We start from the raw sequence: 18,237 nt of genomic DNA on the forward strand, positions 1-18,237 counted from the left end.
GTCCATGAAACTGATCATCCTCGATCGCGACGGCGTCATCAACCATGATTCGCCGGACTTCATCAAGTCGCCGGCCGAGTGGATCCCGATCCCCGGCTCGATGGAAGCGATCGCCCGCCTGAACCAGGCGGGTTACCGGGTGGTGGTGGCGTCGAACCAGTCGGGCATCGCCCGCGAATTCTTCGACATGACCATCCTCAACGCGATCCACCAGAAGATGCACAACCTGGCGCAGCAGGTCGGCGCCGACATCGACGCGGTGTTCTTCTGCCCGCACGCGGCGGCCGACAACTGCGACTGCCGCAAGCCCAAGCCTGGCATGTTCACGGAAATCTCGCAGCGCTACAAAATCAGCCTGAAGGGCGTGCCGGTGGTCGGCGACTCGCTGCGCGACCTGCAGGCCGGCTATGTCAGCGGCTGCGTGCCCTACCTGGTCCTGACCGGCAAGGGTGAAAAAACCCAGGCCACAGGAGGCCTGCCGCCCGGTACAATGGTTTTTGCCGACCTCGCGGCGATGGTGGGCCACCTGCTGAAAACCAGCGCCCCGCCGGCGCTGCACGTCGTTAGCTAATTAGCGTTTTTGGAGTCTTCATTGGGTCATCCCGTACTGTTTTTGCGTTCCCTTATTTTCACCATCATCATGGTGGTGTCGACCATCGTCTGGGCCTGCGTCTGCTTCCTGGTGGCGCCGCTGCCGTACAACCAGCGCTTCTGGGTCACCTCGCGCTGGAACGTGTTCATGATCTGGTGCCTCAAGGTCATCTGCGGCATCCGCTACGAAATCAAGGGCGCCGAAAACTTCCCGGATGCGCCGGCCGTCGTGCTGTCCAAGCACCAGTCGGCGTGGGAGACCATCTTCCTGCTGCCTAACATGCCGCGCCCTTTGGTGTTCGTGTTCAAGAAAGAGATCCTGTACATTCCCTTCTTCGGCTGGGCGATGGCGCTGCTGCGCATGATCCCGATCGACCGCTCGCAGGGCAAGCACGCCTTCAAGCATGTGGTCCGCCACGGCAAGCGCCGTCTCGCCGACGGCCAATGGATTATCATGTTCCCGGAAGGGACGCGGATTCCGGTCGGCCAGGCCGGCAAGTACAAGAGCGGCGGCACGCGCCTCGCCATCGAGACCGGCGCCGTGGTGGTGCCGATCGCGCACAACTCCGGCGAGTGCTGGCCAAAAAACTCTTTCATCAAACGCCCCGGCCTTGTTACAGTATCGATAGGTAAGCCAATTTCGCCCGAAGGCCAGACGCCGGACGGCATGATGCAACAGGTGGAAAATTGGATAGAATCAGAAATGCGCGTCATTTCGCCCCACGCCTACAACGCTGGCTAGATGATCTGGCCACGCTGGTGAAGCCGGCGTCGTCCGCCGACGACGCCAGCCAGCTCGACCTGTTTGGACGGGAGGCGCAGGCACAAGCTTCCCTCAAGCCGGTCTATACCGCCCCCGTATGGTCGGTGCCCGCGCCGTCCGCATCGAATACCCCTCCTCCTGTTTCTCCCTACGTCGCGCCGCCGCAGACCGCGGTGCCGGTCAAGCCGCGCGCGCTGGTGACTCCACCGTCGGACCAGCCGCCCAAGCGCCAGCTGATGGTCGGCGAATTCATCCTCGAATACGAACTGCGGCGCTCGACGCGGCGCTCGATCGGCTTCATGATCGACGACGACGGCCTGCGCGTGACGGCGCCCAAGCGCATCAGCATCGCCGAAATCGACAACGCCATCCGCACCAAGCAGCACTGGATACTGAGCAAGCTCAAAGAGCGGCGCGAACGCCGCGCGGCGCGCCTCGAAAAACCGCCGGTGGAATGGACCGATGGCGCGCAACTGCCCTACCTGGGCGCCGACATCACGCTGCGGCTGCTGGTCGGCGGGCGCAATCGCACCAGCTACAACCCGGCCACGCGCGAGCTGTCGATGGTGCTGGTGCCCGGCGCCACCGAGACGCTGCTGCGCGAGCGCGTCAAGGCCTGGTACCAGCAGGAGGCCAAGGTGCTGTTCGAGCAGCGGCTGGACATGTATGCGGAGAGATTGGGCGTGCGCTATCACTCGTTCGGCCTGTCGTCGGCCGGCACGCGCTGGGGCTCGTGCACGGTGGACCGCAAGATCCGCCTGAACTGGAAGCTGATCCACTTCTCGCTGCCGCTGATCGACTACGTCATCGCGCACGAACTGTCGCACATCCTCGAGATGAACCACAGCGCGCAGTTCTGGAACACGGTCGGCCTGATCTATCCGGAATACGAGGAAGCCAAGAACCTGCTGCGCAAGCGCGCACAGGAGCTGCCGGTGCTGTTTCCCTGACCCTACGCCCGTTTTATCCAGCTTGTGAATATCCGTTATCTTTTAATAAAATTGCCGTACGGCATTTTATTGTGATAGCTTGTGTCTCGCTTGTTCCACACCAATCAGGGGGCAATATGAGTCAGAAGGCTGCTGCAAAGAAGACGGGATTGGTACTGGGTGGCGGCGCGCCGAACTCGCCGTTGATCGCGGGGGCGCTGGCGGCGTTCCTCGACCAGGAGGTCGAATTCGACGTGATTTCGGCCTCCGGCGCGGGCGTTTTGATGGGCTTGCTGTACGCGGCGCCGCTGGAAGGCGTGCCGCGCGATGCGCTCAAGCGCTGGGCCGACACCGGCGTGGCCGACACCATCTACAAGATGATGCCGGTCAACTACAAGATCTTCCACAAGCCGGGCAAGGAAGCCGACGCCTACCGCGGCGCATTCGCGCCGCCGGCCGGCAATCCGCTGTTTCAGGGCATGCGGGACATGATGACCGGCGGCACCGCGCCCTGGTCCGACTGGACGCAGTTGATGATGTCGACCATGTCGCCGTCCAACCTGTCGGCCAAGAGCCTCGGCCTGTGCGCCCATGCGCCCTTCCTGGAAGGCGCGGTCGATTTTTCCGCGATCGCCAGCATGAAGCCGGAGTTCTACATCAATGCCTACAACCTGAACCAACACCGCATGGTCAGCTGGGGCAAGCATGAAATCCAGGCGCCGCACGTGCGCGCCGCGCTGTCGTTCCCCTTCCTGTACGCGCCGACCGAAATCGACGGCGAGGACTACATCGAGGGCGCCGCGCTGGAAACGCTGAACTTCGATCCCTTCATCGAAGGCAGGGGCGAACACCATGACGTCGACACATTGATCGTGCTCGACATCCTCGGCGACGAGCGCCTGCTCCGCAAGCCGCGCGACCTGTACGATTCGTGGGTCGGCTCGATGATCACGCCGCTGGTGAGCGTGTCGCAGAACCAGCTGCGCCTGTTCGAGCTGGAGCACAACACCGACCCGAAAACCGGCGAGCCCAGGCGCCGCATGCTCAAGCTGGAGCTGATGGCGGCGGTGCCTGACCAGCACATCCCTTACACGATGGACTGGTCGACATCGAACATGCAGCTGTTGTTCGACGTAGGCTACAAGGCCGCGACCCGGTTCTGCCGCCAGCACGCCGACATCCTGCGATTCGCCGACGATATCGCGCTGGCGGCGGTCTAGGCACCGCAAGGCCGCCGGCATAGTTCACCAGGAACAAGGTTAATTTTCCAGAAGGAATATTATTTATGTTACAATTGCCAATTGATTAAAACTCTTGGTAATAAGCATGAAATTAACCCGTTTGAGCCTGGCATGTGCCTTGACTTCCACCCTGGCGGCCTGCGGCGGCGGCGGTAGCAGCACCCCGAACACCAGCACTCCCAGCACGCCAACAGGCGCGCCCAGCATCACGCTGGGCGGCGTCGCATCCAAAGGCTTGATCAAGGACGCCATCGTCAACGTCTATGCCTACGATGCCGCGGGCAACCGCTCCAGCGCGCCCATCCTGACGACCCGCACCTCCAGGACCGACGGCAGCTACAGTATCAACCTCGGCTCGCGCACGGGCCTGTTTACGGTTGAAATCAGCCCCGACGCCAGCACCACCATGGACGACGAGTACAGCGGCACCATCCCCATGCCGGCCGGGATGACGATGCGCGGACTGGTCCAGCTCGACGCAAACAGCAACAGCACCGTCACCGGTCACGTCACGCCGTTCACGGACATGCTGGTCACGGCGGCGATCAGCGCCAATGCAAACGGCGGCCTGACCGTATCCAACGTGGCGCAGGCGCAGGCGGAAGTGACCAAGATCCTCGGCTTCAATCCGCTCGTCACCAAGCCGTTGAACGCCAACAGCGATGCCGCCGCCAATACCTCGGACGCGGCGGAGAAACTGCAAGCGCTGGCACTCGCCGCCATTTCAGGGATCGCGCATCACAGCGGCCTGGGTTGCAGCGGCACGGACAGCGAAAAAATCAAATGCGCCGTGACGGCGACGACAGGTTCCGTCACCATGACAGGCGGCACCGTGGCGATCTCCGGCCCGGCCAAGGATGCGCTGCTGACCGCGCTGGCAGATACGATCAAAGACCCCGCCATCAACAAGACGACGATCAAGTCGCTGGACGGTCAAAAGCTATTCGCGGACGTTCCGGTTTCGACTCCTACGCCGACGCCGACGCCGACGCCAACCCCTACGCCGACGCCAACTCCTACGCCAACTCCAACTCCGACTCCGACACCTACGCCGACACCGGCCCCAACTCCGACACCTACTCCGACGCCGACTCCAACACCGACGCCTACGCCAACTCCGACGCCAGCCCCCGACCCGGTCGGTGAAGCCAAGACATTCTTCGGCAGCCTGCGCACCAATCTCCAGGCCTGGTCAACATCCAGCCAAAGCGGTGGCTTGCGCAACAGTCTCGATACGATAGAAGCGGATTTCAACAACGCCGTCGTGCCGCTGGATCAAAGTCTGGCCGACTGGGTGGTCGTCTCCGGCCGCGGCATCAAGTTGTTCAATGATTTCGCCCAGCGCAAATCGACCAGCACCACCGTCGGCGACCTCGGCGATGCATCCTCGCTCGGTGCCTGCGCGCTGTACAAGGACTCGGCGGCGCAGATCGCCATGACCGCGGCAGATGCCGGCACGGCCCCAGGCAGCGTCTCCTGCATCCTGAACAAGAAAACGCTGGACAACTCGGAACGCGCCGCATCGACGCCCGGCCTGTACGACCGCGATCAGATCGCCCGCACCATCACCCTGATTTCCACCGGCAGCACCAGCTTCAGCTACACCTCCGGCACCCAGCGTGAAACGCAGGAATACCGGAAGGACGTGTCGGGCGCCGGCTACGATTTCAGCACCTTGAGCGGCAAGACCCCGATCGGCAGCACGGCCAGTGGCACGCTGTCTTACGCCATGAGCGGCGGCACCGTCACCTCCGCCACCATCAATGGCGACATGCCGGCCCGCGTGGATGCCAACGGCGCCGCCCTGACCGACCGTGAAACCTGGAGCATCCGTTACGCCGTCACGGCCGAAAGCGGTGGCGTGAGCAAGTACGCCTTCTCCGGCAAGATCGACGCGCAGAAGAATGGCGCCAGCCTGGGAGCGGTCACCGTGTACGACACCTCCTTCATCCGCGCCACCAGCAACAACGACAAGTATCGTATGGTGGAAGGACTGCTGGCCGTGGGCGTGACGGCGGGAAGCAGCACCGTCAAGGGCAGCCTGTCGCTGAGTCAGTTCTCCACCGACCGTAACGGCAACCGCTATCTGCCGACCAACCTCAAGTTCATCGGCAGTTTCACCAATACCCGCAGCGAAAGCTTCGACGGCACGATCACCATGCAGGCCCTGAACTACAAGGCCGTCGACAGTGTCGCGCCGCAATCGGCGTCCAACTTCGCGACCGGCAGCGTATCGTTCAGCGGCAAGCTGAAAGCCAGCAACCTGAAGCCGCTGACCGTCACTTTCGCGCTGCGGAATACAGGCTACAAGACGACGGAATACAACGGCACCTATTCCGACGACGCCAATCTGATTTCCTTCAACGGCGACAACAGCCTGCCACGAACGATCTACCTCGCCAGCTCAAGCGGCATCAGCTTGAAGTGGGTCGACGGCGCGACGTTCCTGGACGTCTTCAACAACAACAGCAAAGTCGCGCTGATCAACGTAGGCACGAAAGTGATCACCTACAGCGACGGCAGCTTCGAGACGCTCAAGTAAGGCCGGCATGCGTTATCGTTTTTTGCTGGCGGGGCTGCTGCTCTCGCCGGCCGCTTCGGCACAGATGTCCGTGGCGGACAGCGACATCCAGCTGCACGCGCCGGATCAGGCCTGGCATGCCTATGGCAAGGTCCAGGCCTGGGCTGCTTATGACGCGATCCCGATCCGTGACTTCACCGGCGATTGGGGCGCCCGCTACACGCCGCGCCAGGGCCGCAATGTGTTCCTGCAGCGCGACCGCGCCGAGTTCGGTGTGGAGAAGGATGGCTGGCGCGTTGGCCTTGAATACAGGCTGGAGATTTCGCTGGAAGCCAACCGGGATACGGTGGAGATGTACCACCTCTACCTGCAGCGCCGCGACCCGGAGGGCGCTCGCGGCTACGTGGCGGACGCGCATATGAAATCGTGGCTTGCGGCCGGCATGCGCGTCGGGCGCACGTTCGCCTTGGGCAGTGCTGCGGGCAAAGCGCCGCTGCTGATGGTTTCGGGCGCCTTGTACGGCCATGCGCGCAACCGCGACGGCGATGTGTCCGGCACGGTGGACTACCTGCCATCCGACACCTATCGCTTCGATGCCAGGTATTTCGGTTCGAGCAGCAATTATACGTATCCCTTCATGCCGGATGCGGAGCAGAAATCGTCCGGCGCCAGCATGTCGGCGGCGCTGCAATGGCCGTTGACCAGCCAGCTCACGGCCAACCTGGCGGTGAACGATCTATGGAGCCGGATGCGCTGGTCCGACCTGCCGTCCATCGACAAAGTGATCCACTCCGATGTGCGCACGGTCGACAGCGACGGCTACCTCAATTACCAGCCGCAGATCTACGGCAAGAGCAGCCTGATAGAGAGGCGCGGCACGATCGGCGCCAGCAGCGCGCTGAACCTGACCTACACCCAGGACCAGTGGTCGCTGCGCGCCGGTGTCGAGCGCATCTACGGCACCAGCATCCCGCAGGTATCGGGCAGCTACCGCTCGCGCTGGGGCACGTTCAGCACCAGCTACGATACGCGTTTCAACATGGTGGGATTGGGGTATGAGCTTGGCGTGTTCCGCGCCCGGTTACGCGCCAACCGCCTGCCGATCGCGGACTCCAGCGCGTTCGCAGCGGAACTGGGCCTGCACTACGTCTTTTGAATCAGCGACGGCAGCAACGCCAGCGTGCGGCGGGTGGCGCCCCGATGCTGGTTGGCGAAGGCCAGCGCATTCCCGCCCATCGCTTCGCGCGCAGCAGCGTCGCCCAGCAGGCGCGCCGCTTGCGATATCAGCTCGGCCGCGTTGGCGATGCGTTGGGCGCCGCCGGCGGCCAGCGCATCTTCCGTCACCAAGGCGAAGTTGAAGGTATGGGGACCGATCAACACCGGCTTGCCCAATGCCGCCGGTTCGATCAGGTTCTGGCCGCCCAATGGCAGCAGGCTGCCGCCGACAAAGGCGACGTCGCACGCGGCGTAGTAGGCGAACATCTCGCCCATCGAATCGCCCAGCAGCACATCCACAAAGGCCGGCAGCACGGCGCCATCCAGCGCCAGCAGCGAGCGGCGCTGCACGTTCAGGCCATGGGCGCCGATCATCTTCTCCACTTCATCGAAGCGCTGCGGATGGCGCGGCACGATCAGCAGCAGCACGTTGGCCGGCAACGTGGAACGCGCCTGGCGGTGTGCCTCCAGTATCAGTTCCTCTTCGCCTTCGCGCGTGCTGGCGCATAGCAGCACCGGCCGCGCACCGATGGCCGCGCGCAGCGATGCGCCGATGGCCAGCGCCGTATCCGGCACCACCACGTCAAACTTGATGCTGCCGGTGATTTCCACGCGCTGCACGCCCAGCGAACGCACGCGCTGCGCGTCGGCCTCGGTCTGCGCGGCGACCAGCGATATGCCGCGCGCGGCGTTCAGCATCAGCGAGCCAAGCCGCGTGGCCTTGCGCAGCGAACGCTCGGACAGGCGGGCATTGGCCAGCACCACCGGCACGCTGCGCAGCTGGCACACGGCGATCAGGTTGGGCCACACCTCGGTCTCCATCAGGATGCAGACCGAAGGCTTGAAATGCTTGATGAAGCGGCGGACCATGAAGCCCGTGTCATACGGCAGATACGATTGCACCAGCCGCTCGCCATGCTTGGCGAACAGCGCCTTGCCGGTCGCGCGGCCGGTCGGCGTCATGTGCGTGAGGACGATGCGGGATGATGGGTATTCGGCCAGCAGCGCATCGACCAGCGGCTCGGCCGCGCGTGTCTCGCCAACGGAAACGGCATGCACCCACAGGGTCGGCGCGGACGACGGGGCACCGCTGTAGAAGCCCAGCCGCTCGCCCCAATGCCGGCGATAGCCCGGTTCCTGGCGGCCGCGCAGCCACAGGCGCGTCAGCACCAGCGGCAAGGCCAGCCACCACATGACAGAATATAAGATACGCATGATCAGACCAGCAGCTGCCTGGCCGCGGCCAGCACTTCCGCCACCGACGGCGGCGTGCCGCTATCGCCCAGGTTGACGATGCGCGGCGACCAGTTGCCCTCGGTCTTCCAGCGCGGCGAGTCGGCGTAGATCTCCACCGTCGGCCGCACGAAGGCAGCGGCGATATGGGTCAACCCCGTGTCGACACCGATCACCAGGCCGGCGTGACGCGCCAGCAGCATGGCGTCGGCCATCGACAGCTTGGGCAGCACGCGCGCGTTCGGCAGGCCGGCGGCGATATGCTCCGCCTCGGCTTGCTCCTTCGGCGAACCCCACGGCAGCAGGATGGGCATCGGCGCCAGCTCGCGCCCGAGGGCGATCCAGTTGTCCGGCGCCCACTTCTTCGGGTCGCGCGCCGTGCCGTGGAAGTAGACGGCATAAGGCTCGGCCGGCATCCAATCGGGACGCGGCTCGCTGTCCGACACGTCCGGCAAACCGAAATCGGCCGGCGTATCGACCGCATAGCCCAGCGCCGCGCCGGCGACGATGCGCCCGCGCGCCACCGCGTGCGTGCGCGGATCGGTCGGAATGCTCAGGTGATGGAAGATGCGCGAGATGCCCTCGTAGCCCGAACCCTCGCTGCCGTTGGCCAGGCCGACCTTGCGGCCGCCCTTCACCACGCGGGCCGCGCCCATGATGATGCCGGTCTTGAGCAGTCCCTGGGTGTCGAACACATAGTCGTACTCCTGCGCGCGCAGGTTACGGAAGAAACGCTTGATCTCGGCCCGCGTTTCCGGCTTGCCGAGACTCTTGCGCCAGCGCCGCAGCGCGAACGGGATGACGGTGCGCACGCGCGCGTTGAGCCGCACCAGGCTGACATAGCCCTCCTCCACCACCCAGTCGATATTCGCGTCCGGGAAATGGCGGGCGATGTCGGCCACCATCGGCAGGTTATGCAGCACGTCGCCCAGCGACGACACGCGCACCAGCAAAATGTTCAACGGCTTGCCGCCGCGCGCTTGCGTCGCCATCCGCTTAGAACGGCAGTTCCGCGTCCGGCTTGGCGGCCAGGATCACGCTCTTGAACTGGCCCTGGATGCGCGCCAGCGCGGCCGGCGTTTCCGCCTCGAAGCGCATCACGATCACCGGCGTGGTGTTGGACGAACGCGCCAGGCCGAAGCCGTCCTCGTATTCCACGCGCAGGCCGTCGATGGTGATGATCTGCTTGTGACCCGGGAACTTGGCGTCGGCGCGCAGCTTGTCCATCACCGAGAAATTCTCGCCTTCCTTCAGGTGCAGGTGCAGTTCGGGCGTGCTGTCCGATTGCGGCAGCGCGTTCAGCAGCGCCGACGGATCGGCTTCCCTGGTCAGGATTTCCAGCATGCGGGCGCCGGCGTACAGGCCGTCGTCGAAGCCGTACCAACGGTCCTTGAAGAAGATGTGGCCGCTCATTTCGCCGCCCAGCGGGGCGCCGGTTTCCTTCAGCTTGGCCTTGACCAGCGAGTGGCCGGTCTTGTACATCAGCGGCACGCCGCCCGATTTCTCGATGTACGGCGCCAGGTGGCGGGTGCACTTGACGTCGTACAGGATTTGCTCGCCGGGGTTGCGCGACAGCACATCGGCCGCGAACAGCATCATCTGGCGGTCCGGGTAGATGATCTGGCCATCCTTGGTGACCAGGCCCAGGCGATCGCCGTCGCCGTCGAAGGCCAGGCCGATCTCGGCGTCGGTCTGCTGCAGGCAGCGGATCAGGTCTTGCAGGTTTTCCGGGTGCGCCGGATCCGGGTGGTGGTTGGGGAAGGTGCCGTCCACTTCGCAGAACAGCTCGATCACTTCGCAGCCCATGCCGCGGTACAGGTCGCCCGCGAAGGCGCCGGCCACGCCGTTGCCGCAGTCGACGGCGATCTTGATCGGGCGCGCGACCTTGACGTCGCCGATGATGCGCTCCAGGTATTGGGCGCGGATGTCGTGGGTGCTGTAGGCACCCGGGGCGGCGGCGGACGAGCCGTCGTGGGCGACGATGCTGTCGTACAGCCCGGTGATCGACTCGCCGTGGATCGCTTCGCCGGCCAGCACCATCTTGAAGCCGTTGTAGTCCGGCGGATTGTGGCTGCCGGTGACCATGATGCCCGAGGCCGCGCCCAGCACGTTGGTGCCGAAGTAGACCATCGGCGTGGCCACCACGCCGAGGTCGATGACATCGACGCCGGCGGCCTGCAGGCCTTCGGCCAGCGCCTTGGACAGCGACGGCCCGGACAAGCGGCCGTCACGGCCGATCACCACCTTGGTTTCGCCCTTGGCGAGGGCCGCCCGGCCGAAGGCCTGGCCGAGCTGGTGCGCGACGCCCGCATCCAGGGTTTTATCGATGATGCCGCGAATATCGTAGGCTTTGAAAATCGTTTTGGATAAGCTGACCATAATTGGAATGAGCGTGATGCGCACCGAGGCGCTGCGGCCCGGGCTGCAGAGTTCAATGCGCGGATTGGAGGAGAGTGCCGCCTGCGGCGATAAGCATCCGGCAGGCACAACAACCACATAGTAAGGGCGATGCGGGCGGCAGGCAAGTGCCGCCGCCGCGTCAGGCGGGTGCCGCCGGGTTAAACCTTGAGTCCGTCGATGCTGTGGCCCGCCGCCAGCCAGTCCTTGACCCATTTCGGTTGGCGGCCGCGGCCGGTCCATTGCTGGGAAGCGTCGGCCGGGTTGCGGTAGCGCGGTTCGACCTTGCCGGTCTTGCCGCGCGGGGCGGCGGCGCCGACCAGGTCCTTCAAAGGCACGCCCACGCTATGGGCGATGGCCAGTATTTGCTCGCGCGCCTTGGCCAGGTCCTGGCTTTCGCGCTTTTTCAATTCCCGCTTCAGTTGCTCTTGCAGATTACGTAAATCCGCGGAAGACATATTCGTCAGATCCATATTCTTCCCTTCCTCAAAAATAAATACGCGCGCATTAAGCTTTCGCGGCCTGGATTGGTAGCGCGGCGGCGCTTTTTTCGCGGCGGCGCAGCTGGCTCATAATATGGCGTTCGATAACGCTATAAGCGCAACAGCCGATCGCCGTTGTCGCCACCAGAACGATAACATAAACAACATAAGGGCTGAGTTCCGTATACTCCTGCGCTTTCCGCATCAGTTTAAGCATGGCGCCCATCACCGGAATCTGAATCAGATAGACGCTATAAGACGCATCGCCGAGATACACAAAAAACTTCGGCACGCCGATATAACCGGCCCGCTCGCATTTGGTAATACCTGCCAGCAATAACGCAAAGCCGAGGCCGACCACCACCGGCCGCGTCAGGCTATCGTCGCCCGGCGCCAGCCAGAACGCCGCCCAGGCCAGGGCCGCGCCGGCCACCAGCTCCGGCACGCCGTTGCCGGCGCGCTGGTAGAGCTTGTACGCCGCCATGCCGAAGACAAAAAACACATTGTAGACCGAGCCGTACACGCTCAGCGGCGTGCGGTGACCCTCGATGGTGATTTCCTGAAGGAATAGTCCGGTGCATACAAACAATGCGAAAGCCAGTAGTCCCAGACGAAAATTAAGTATTAGTATTGAAAATACCAAATAAAAAACGACTTCGTGGAACAAGCTCCAGGCCGGCGCCAGCGGCGGCGCCGAGCCGTCGATGCGCACCAGGGTCAGGGCGCTGAACCAGCCTTCCACGGTGGCGGGAATCGAGGAATTCCCCAATCCCAGCAGGATCATCCCGGTGAGTATGGCGGTGTACAGCCAGTAGGTGGGGAATAGCCGCACGAAACGGCGGTAGAGGAAGGTGCCCAAGGCTTGCGGGCGCCCGAGATCGTTAATGTGGGCAAATAAAATGATAAAGCCGGATAACACGAAAAAGAACTCGACACCGTAATGCCCGTGCCTGGTGTAATCCGCCAGGATGGCTTGTCCACCGTACTTGGGGGACGCCATCATATACGACAAATGAAACGCAATGACGCTTACCGCAGCCAGGCCACGGCCCAGCTGTAATGTCTTAATCATGCTTCACCCTGATTTTTGGACCAACTTTTTTTAATTTTTTTTATGTCGAATCATCCAGCGTGGAGCTTTAAAACGAACAATGCGAACATAAATCCAGATATAGCTTCCGATAAACAAAATACACGACAACATCAAAATCCAGGTATGGCGCCAAAACACGGTGGCCGGTATCACCGCCATCAGCGAGAACATCCACAAATACGGCGACGTCAGCGAATTGCGGCGGATCAGTGCGCGCGCCTCCTTGCGGCCCACGGCCCATTGCACGATCCGGCGGAAGATCAGGCTGTGCAGGTGGATGCCGTCCGGCATGGCCGGGGACTTTCCACGAACAAACATCCGCCGATACACGGAAAATAAAGTTTCAAACGTAGGATAAATCAATAATAGCGCGGCGTACCAGGTGGAAACCTGCGGATTGCGCATTACCAGCAACAAAGCCAGCTCGCCCAGCATGAAGCCGATGAAATACGCGCCGCCGTCGCCCAGGAAGATCATGCCGACCGGGTAGTTCCAGATCAGGAAGCCGGCGGTGGCGCCGGCCACCATCAGCGCCGCGATCAGCACGAACATGTCGTTGACCTGCAGCGCCACATAGCCGAGCGACAGCAGCATGCAGATGCAGACCACGCTGGCCAGGCCGTTGAAACCGTCGATGATGTTGACCGCGTTGGCGATGCCGGCCACCGCCAGCACCGTCAGCGGCAGCGTGATCCACATGTATTGCAGCGGCCAGACCGAGAACGCCCAGTCGATGCGGTCGATGCGCGCGTCCAGCAGGAAATAGCCGAGCGCGGCGGCGGCCATGGTCAGGATCAGCCGGCGCGAGGCGCTGACGCGGCCGGTGTAGTCTTCGACGATGCCGCCGATGAAGGCCACCGCCGAGCAGGCCAGCAGCGACATCAGCCAGTGGCTCATGGCCGGCACGCGCCAGATGGAAATGCAGGAACTGAGCGCCACCGACAGGAAAATCGACAGGCCGCCGATGCGGGCGACATGGTGCGCGTGTACTTTCTGTACACCCTGGAAGTCGGAATCCAGCGCCGGACCGTGCAATCGCGCTTCTTTAATCACCAGCAGGGTTAGCAGCGCGGAAGCGACGAAGCTCAGTAGGAAGGAAAACATATTTTATTTAGAGTTTTGCGTTGCACCGCAACACGAAGCATTGTCAGCGCGCCATCCGCCGATTGTACCGGATTAGGAACGGCCGATTTAGATTGATCGCAGGGAGTACGGCCGTCGCCGCAAAAATAGCACATTTGCAACAGTGGACACGCATGCAAGCAACCATGCCCGGCGAACCGCGCGCCGGCATCATACCAGCACGGGGTGGGCCAGGTGGATATCGCTTACCAATCGATACAAAGTGCGGCCAGGCTCAACCGAGGCACAGGCGCAGCGCTTCCTTCCATTCCGGCAGGTGGCAGAAGCGCGCCGTCAGCCGCTCGGACGACATCACCGAGTACTGCGGGCGCCTGGCCGGGGTCGGATAATCGGCGGTGGCGATCGGCAGCACGCGGCATTCCAGCCCCGCCGCCTCGACGATGGCCTGGGTGAACTCGAACCAGGTGGTCTGGCCCTGCGCGCTCAGGTGGTAGACGCCGCTGTTCTGCACCCACCACTCGCGCCCGCCCGCATGGGCCTGCGACAGCACCTGCGCCGAGATGTCGGCGATGGTGCGGCTCCAGGTCGGCGCGCCATGCTGGTCGGCCACCACCTTGAGTTCGTCGCGTTCCCTGGCCAGGCGCAGCATGGTCAGCAGGAAGTTCTTGCCGCGCATGCCATACACCCAGCTGGTGCGGAAGATCAGGTGCGGGATGCCGGCCGCCGCGATGGCGTGCTCGCCGGCCAGCTTGCTGGCGCCGTAGACATTGAGCGGGCCGGTGGCGTCGTCCTCCACGCGCGGCGCCGGCTGCGAGCCGTCGAACACGTAGTCGGTCGAATAGTGCACCATGGCCGCGCCCAGCAGCCTGGCTTCCTGCGCCATCAGGCCCGGCGCTTCGGCGTTGATGCGGTAGGCCAGCTCCGGCTCGCTCTCGGCCTTGTCGACCGCCGTGTAGGCGGCCGGATTGACGATCAGTCCGGGCTTTTCGCGGCGGATGACATCGCGCACCTGGTCCAGGTCGGACAAGTCCATGACGTTGCGGTCCACCGCCACCACCTGGCCCACGCCCTGCAGGCTGCGCGCCAGTTCGTAGCCCACCTGGCCGGTGCTGCCGGTCAGCAGGATCTTCACGCGAACACCTCGGCGCCGGCCAGCGGCACGGCGGCCTGGTCCTTGCCGGACAGCAGCGGGGCCGCCGCCAGCACCGGCCATTCGATGCCGATGGCCGGATCGTTCCACAGGATGGCGCGCTCGTGTTCCGGCGCCCAGTAGTCGGTGGTCTTGTAGAGGAATTCGGCGGCATCGGAGGTGACCACGAAGCCGTGCGCAAAGCCCGGCGGTATCCACATCTGGCGCTTGTTCTCGGCCGACAGCTCGATGCCGAACCACTGGCCGAAGGTCGGCGAGCTCTTGCGGATATCGACCGCGACGTCGAACACCGAACCGGCGGTGGCGCGCACCAGCTTGCCCTGCGCCTGCTGGATCTGGTAGTGCAGCCCGCGCAGCACGCCCTTGGCCGAGCGCGAATGGTTGTCCTGCACGAACTCCGCCGTCACGCCGGTCAGCTCGGTGAAGCGGCGCGCGTTATAGCTTTCAAAGAAGAATCCGCGGTCGTCGCCGAACACGCGCGGCTCCAGCACCAGCAAGCCCTCCAGCGGTGTAGCGATGACGTTCATCGTGGCACGACCTTGTCTTCCAGGATCTGCAACAGGTATTGGCCGTAGTTGTTTTTCTTCAGCGGCTCGGCCAGCTTGCGCAGCTGGGCGGCGTCGATGTAGCCCTTGCGGTAGGCGATCTCTTCCGGGCACGCCACTTTCAGTCCCTGGCGTTTCTCGATGGTGGCGATGAATTGCGAGGCGTCCAGCAGCGACTCGTGCGTGCCGGTGTCCAGCCACGCCATGCCGCGCCCCATCACTTCCACGTTCAGCTGCTGCTTTTCCAGGTAGACGCGGTTGACGTCGGTGATCTCCAGCTCGCCGCGCGCGGACGGCTTGATGCCGGCGGCGATATCGCACACCTGGTTGTCGTAGAAATACAGGCCGGTGACGGCGTAGTTCGATTTGGGCTGTTTCGGCTTTTCCTCGATCGACACGGCGGTGCGGTCGGCGTCGAATTCGACCACGCCATAGCGCTCCGGGTCCTGCACGTGGTAGGCGAACACGGTGGCGCCGTCGGTCTGCTCGGTGGCGTGGCGCAGCAGCGCGTCGAGGTCGTTGCCGTAGTAGATGTTATCGCCGAGGATCAGCGCCGACGGCGAGTCGCCGACGAACTCCTTGCCGATGATGAAGGCTTGCGCCAGGCCGTCCGGCGATGGCTGCACCGCGTAGCTGATGCTGATGCCCCACTGGCTGCCGTCGCCCAGCAAATCCTTGAAGCGCGGCGTGTCCTGCGGCGTCGAGATCAGCAGGATTTCCGTCATGCCGGCCAGCATCAGCACCGTCAGCGGATGGTAGATCATCGGCTTGTCGTAGATCGGCAGCAATTGCTTCGATACGCTCATCGTCACCGGATACAACCGGGTGCCGGAACCGCCGGCCAGGATGATGCCCTTGCGGCTATTGGTTGGAGTGCTCATGCCTGGCCTTCGCGGTTAAAGTAATTGGTTTCCACCCACTTGGCGTAGCCGCCGGACTGCACGTCGGCGACCCAGGCCTGGTTGTCCAGGTACCACTGCACGGTCTTGGCGATGCCGGTCTGGAAGGTCTCGGCCGGCTTCCAGCCCAGTTCGCGCTCCAGCTTGCGGGCGTCGATGGCGTAGCGGCGGTCGTGGCCGGGACGGTCTTTGACGTAGGTGATCTGCGCGCGGTAGCTGGCGCCGCCGGCTTTCGGTTTCAGCTGGTCCAGCATGTCGCACAGCGTGTGCACCACATCCAGGTTGGCCATCTCGTTCCAGCCGCCGACGTTGTAGGTCTCGCCCAGGCGGCCGGCGTCCAGCACGCGGCGGATCGCGGCGCAGTGGTCGCTGACGTACAGCCAGTCGCGCACCTGCTGGCCGTCGCCGTAGATCGGCAGCGGCTTGCCGGCCTGCGCGTTGGCGATGATCAGCGGGATCAGCTTCTCGGGGAAGTGATACGGGCCGTAATTGTTGGAGCAGTTGGTGGTCAGCACCGGCAGGCCGTAGGTGTGGTGGTAGGACCGCACCAGGTGGTCGGAGGCGGCCTTCGACGCCGAGTACGGGCTGTTCGGCGCGAACGCGGTGGTTTCGCTGAACGGCGCATCGTCCGGGCCCAGCGTGCCGTAGACTTCGTCGGTCGACACGTGCAGGAAGCGGAACGCGGCCTTGTCGTCGTCCGCCAGCGCCGACCAGTAGGCGCGCGTGGCTTCGAGCAGGCTGAAGGTGCCATTGATGTTGGTGTTGATGAATTCGCCCGGTCCGAGGATGGAGCGGTCGACGTGGCTCTCGGCCGCGAAGTGCACCACCGCGCGCGGCTTGTGCTGCTGGAACAGCGCCAGCACCTGGGCCTGGTCGCAGATGTCGCCGCGCACGAAGATGTGGCGCGCGTCCTGCTTGAGCGAGGCCAGGTTGTTCAGATTGCCGGCGTAGGTCAGCTTATCGTAGTTGATAACAGGCTCATCCGACTGGGCCAGCCAGTCGAGGACAAAATTTGAACCTATGAAACCAGCACCACCTGTCACAAAAATCATTTAGTATCCCGCAGCAAGAGTCAAATTAGTCGTAAGCATGATTTTATGTGAAACTGTCCTGGTAACGGGCAAAAATCGACATGGCTCACTCTGATTTCAGGGTATTTCAGATTCCAAAGCAACGAACCAGCGAGCATCCATATGAAAACCTATGTAATCGGGGATTTACAGGGCTGTCACGAGCAGGCCCTGTGCATGCTCGACCGCATACGCGCGCACGCGGCCAGCGATGGTGTGGCCGAGCCCGCCATCTTGTTCGCAGGCGACCTGATCAACCGTGGCCCGGACTCGCTGGCCACGCTGCGCCACGTGCGCAAGCTGGCCATCGGCAGCGGCGGCCTCATCGATAGCGTGCTGGGCAACCACGACCTGCACTTGCTGGCGGTGGCCTACGGCATCCGCCCCGAGCACAAGTCCGACACCTTGGCCGAGATCCTGCATGCGCCGGACCGCGACGAATTGATCGACTGGGTGCGCCATCGTCCGCTGGCGATCCGCGTGCCGGGCCACGTGCTGGTGCATGCGGGCCTGCTGCCGCAATGGACGCCGGCGCAGGCCATGGCGCTGGCCGGCGAGGTGCAGCAGATGCTGCGCGGCGAGGGGCTGGCGGAGTTCCTGGCCGAGATGTACGGCAACATGCCGGACCGCTGGTCCGACGATCTGCAGGGTTCGGACCGGCTGCGCTGCATCATCAACGCCATGACGCGCCTGCGCTTCTGCACGGCCGACGGCGTGATGGATTTCAAGATGAAGGAAAGCGGCACGGCGGAGCAAGGCTCGGGCCTGATGCCGTGGTTCGAGGTGCCGGGCCGCAAATCGGCCAAGGAGACGGTGGTGTTCGGCCACTGGTCGGCGCTGGGGCTGACCTTGAAGCCGCATTTGATCGGGCTCGACAGCGGCTGCGTGTGGGGCGGCCAGCTGTCGGCCGTGTGCCTGGAAGACCGCAGCCTGCTGCAAGTGCCGTGCCCGGAGTTCCAGCAGCACAGCGGAAAAAAATAAGCAACCGCGTCGCATCATTCCCGCGACAGCGGGAATGACGTGTT

Annotated in this window: 17 protein-coding genes; 7 read left to right on the forward strand and 10 right to left on the reverse strand. The window is 63.7% G+C overall.

Features of this window, described 5'->3' with window-relative positions; genetic code table 11:
- The first annotated feature begins 4 nt into the window (after positions 1 to 4).
- The 6 genes from gmhB to ACEN9F_RS14580 all read left to right on the forward strand — a co-directional run bounded on the left by gmhB (position 5) and on the right by ACEN9F_RS14580 (position 7,201).
- The gene (gene gmhB, locus ACEN9F_RS14555) at positions 5 to 571 is read left to right on the forward strand and encodes a D-glycero-beta-D-manno-heptose 1,7-bisphosphate 7-phosphatase (protein ID WP_413420735.1); all 567 of its coding nucleotides are present in this window, start codon (positions 5 to 7) and stop codon (positions 569 to 571) included.
- Between the two features lie 69 nt (positions 572 to 640).
- A complete protein-coding gene (locus tag ACEN9F_RS14560) occupies positions 641 to 1,333 on the forward strand; it encodes a lysophospholipid acyltransferase family protein (protein ID WP_413427062.1) in 693 nt (230 codons plus the stop codon).
- Between the two features lie 17 nt (positions 1,334 to 1,350).
- The gene (locus ACEN9F_RS14565; protein ID WP_413420736.1) at positions 1,351 to 2,304 is read left to right on the forward strand and encodes a M48 family metallopeptidase; all 954 of its coding nucleotides are present in this window, start codon (positions 1,351 to 1,353) and stop codon (positions 2,302 to 2,304) included.
- 116 nt (positions 2,305 to 2,420) lie between these two features.
- Positions 2,421 to 3,503, forward strand: coding sequence for a patatin-like phospholipase family protein (locus tag ACEN9F_RS14570; RefSeq protein ID WP_413420737.1), 1,083 nt, complete (start codon positions 2,421 to 2,423; stop codon positions 3,501 to 3,503).
- A gap of 106 nt (positions 3,504 to 3,609) precedes the next feature.
- Positions 3,610 to 6,066: a hypothetical protein gene (locus ACEN9F_RS14575; RefSeq protein WP_413420738.1), complete on the forward strand. Its 2,457-nt coding sequence runs from the start codon at positions 3,610 to 3,612 to the stop codon at positions 6,064 to 6,066.
- Positions 6,067 to 6,073: 7 nt separating this feature from the next.
- Positions 6,074 to 7,201: a hypothetical protein gene (locus tag ACEN9F_RS14580; protein ID WP_413420739.1), complete on the forward strand. Its 1,128-nt coding sequence runs from the start codon at positions 6,074 to 6,076 to the stop codon at positions 7,199 to 7,201.
- Here ACEN9F_RS14580 and waaA read toward each other — a convergent pair.
- The 10 genes from waaA to rfbB form a co-directional block, all read right to left on the reverse strand.
- A complete protein-coding gene (gene waaA / locus ACEN9F_RS14585) occupies positions 7,189 to 8,475 on the reverse strand; it encodes a lipid IV(A) 3-deoxy-D-manno-octulosonic acid transferase (RefSeq protein WP_413420740.1) in 1,287 nt (428 codons plus the stop codon). The two genes, ACEN9F_RS14580 and waaA, sit on opposite strands and share 13 nt — an antisense overlap.
- Positions 8,476 to 8,477: 2 nt before the next feature.
- Positions 8,478 to 9,485 (reverse strand): lipopolysaccharide heptosyltransferase I, encoded by a 1,008-nt coding sequence (gene waaC, locus ACEN9F_RS14590; RefSeq protein WP_413420741.1) that lies wholly within the window; start codon positions 9,483 to 9,485, stop codon positions 8,478 to 8,480.
- Positions 9,486 to 9,489: 4 nt separating this feature from the next.
- A complete protein-coding gene (locus tag ACEN9F_RS14595; RefSeq protein ID WP_413420742.1) occupies positions 9,490 to 10,872 on the reverse strand; it encodes a phosphomannomutase/phosphoglucomutase in 1,383 nt (460 codons plus the stop codon).
- Positions 10,873 to 11,051: 179 nt separating this feature from the next.
- Entirely contained in the window at positions 11,052 to 11,363 is a 312-nt protein-coding gene (locus tag ACEN9F_RS14600) for an H-NS family nucleoid-associated regulatory protein (protein WP_413420743.1), read from the reverse strand.
- 34 nt (positions 11,364 to 11,397) lie between these two features.
- Positions 11,398 to 12,444 (reverse strand): acyltransferase family protein, encoded by a 1,047-nt coding sequence (locus ACEN9F_RS14605; protein ID WP_413420744.1) that lies wholly within the window; start codon positions 12,442 to 12,444, stop codon positions 11,398 to 11,400.
- 30 nt (positions 12,445 to 12,474) lie between these two features.
- The gene (locus ACEN9F_RS14610) at positions 12,475 to 13,569 is read right to left on the reverse strand and encodes an MraY family glycosyltransferase (protein ID WP_413420745.1); all 1,095 of its coding nucleotides are present in this window, start codon (positions 13,567 to 13,569) and stop codon (positions 12,475 to 12,477) included.
- 253 nt (positions 13,570 to 13,822) lie between these two features.
- Complete coding sequence (rfbD, locus tag ACEN9F_RS14615) at positions 13,823 to 14,680, reverse strand: dTDP-4-dehydrorhamnose reductase (protein WP_413420746.1); 858 nt, start codon at positions 14,678 to 14,680, stop codon at positions 13,823 to 13,825.
- Positions 14,677 to 15,225 carry a dTDP-4-dehydrorhamnose 3,5-epimerase gene (gene rfbC / locus ACEN9F_RS14620; RefSeq protein WP_413420747.1) on the reverse strand — a complete coding sequence of 183 codons (549 nt, stop codon included), beginning with the start codon at positions 15,223 to 15,225 and terminating at the stop codon, positions 14,677 to 14,679. Before rfbC ends, rfbD begins: the two co-directional genes overlap by 4 nt.
- Complete coding sequence (gene rfbA, locus ACEN9F_RS14625; protein WP_413420748.1) at positions 15,222 to 16,124, reverse strand: glucose-1-phosphate thymidylyltransferase RfbA; 903 nt, start codon at positions 16,122 to 16,124, stop codon at positions 15,222 to 15,224. Before rfbA ends, rfbC begins: the two co-directional genes overlap by 4 nt.
- A complete protein-coding gene (rfbB, locus tag ACEN9F_RS14630) occupies positions 16,121 to 17,194 on the reverse strand; it encodes a dTDP-glucose 4,6-dehydratase (protein WP_413420749.1) in 1,074 nt (357 codons plus the stop codon). Before rfbB ends, rfbA begins: the two co-directional genes overlap by 4 nt.
- 141 nt (positions 17,195 to 17,335) lie before the next feature.
- Between rfbB and ACEN9F_RS14635 the strand changes: the two genes are divergently transcribed.
- The gene (locus tag ACEN9F_RS14635; RefSeq protein WP_413420750.1) at positions 17,336 to 18,193 is read left to right on the forward strand and encodes a symmetrical bis(5'-nucleosyl)-tetraphosphatase; all 858 of its coding nucleotides are present in this window, start codon (positions 17,336 to 17,338) and stop codon (positions 18,191 to 18,193) included.
- Positions 18,194 to 18,237 lie beyond the last annotated feature (44 nt).

The sequence above is a fragment of the Duganella sp. CT11-25 genome (genome assembly GCF_047302815.1).
Classification (GTDB): Bacteria; Pseudomonadota; Gammaproteobacteria; order Burkholderiales; family Burkholderiaceae_D; genus Rugamonas.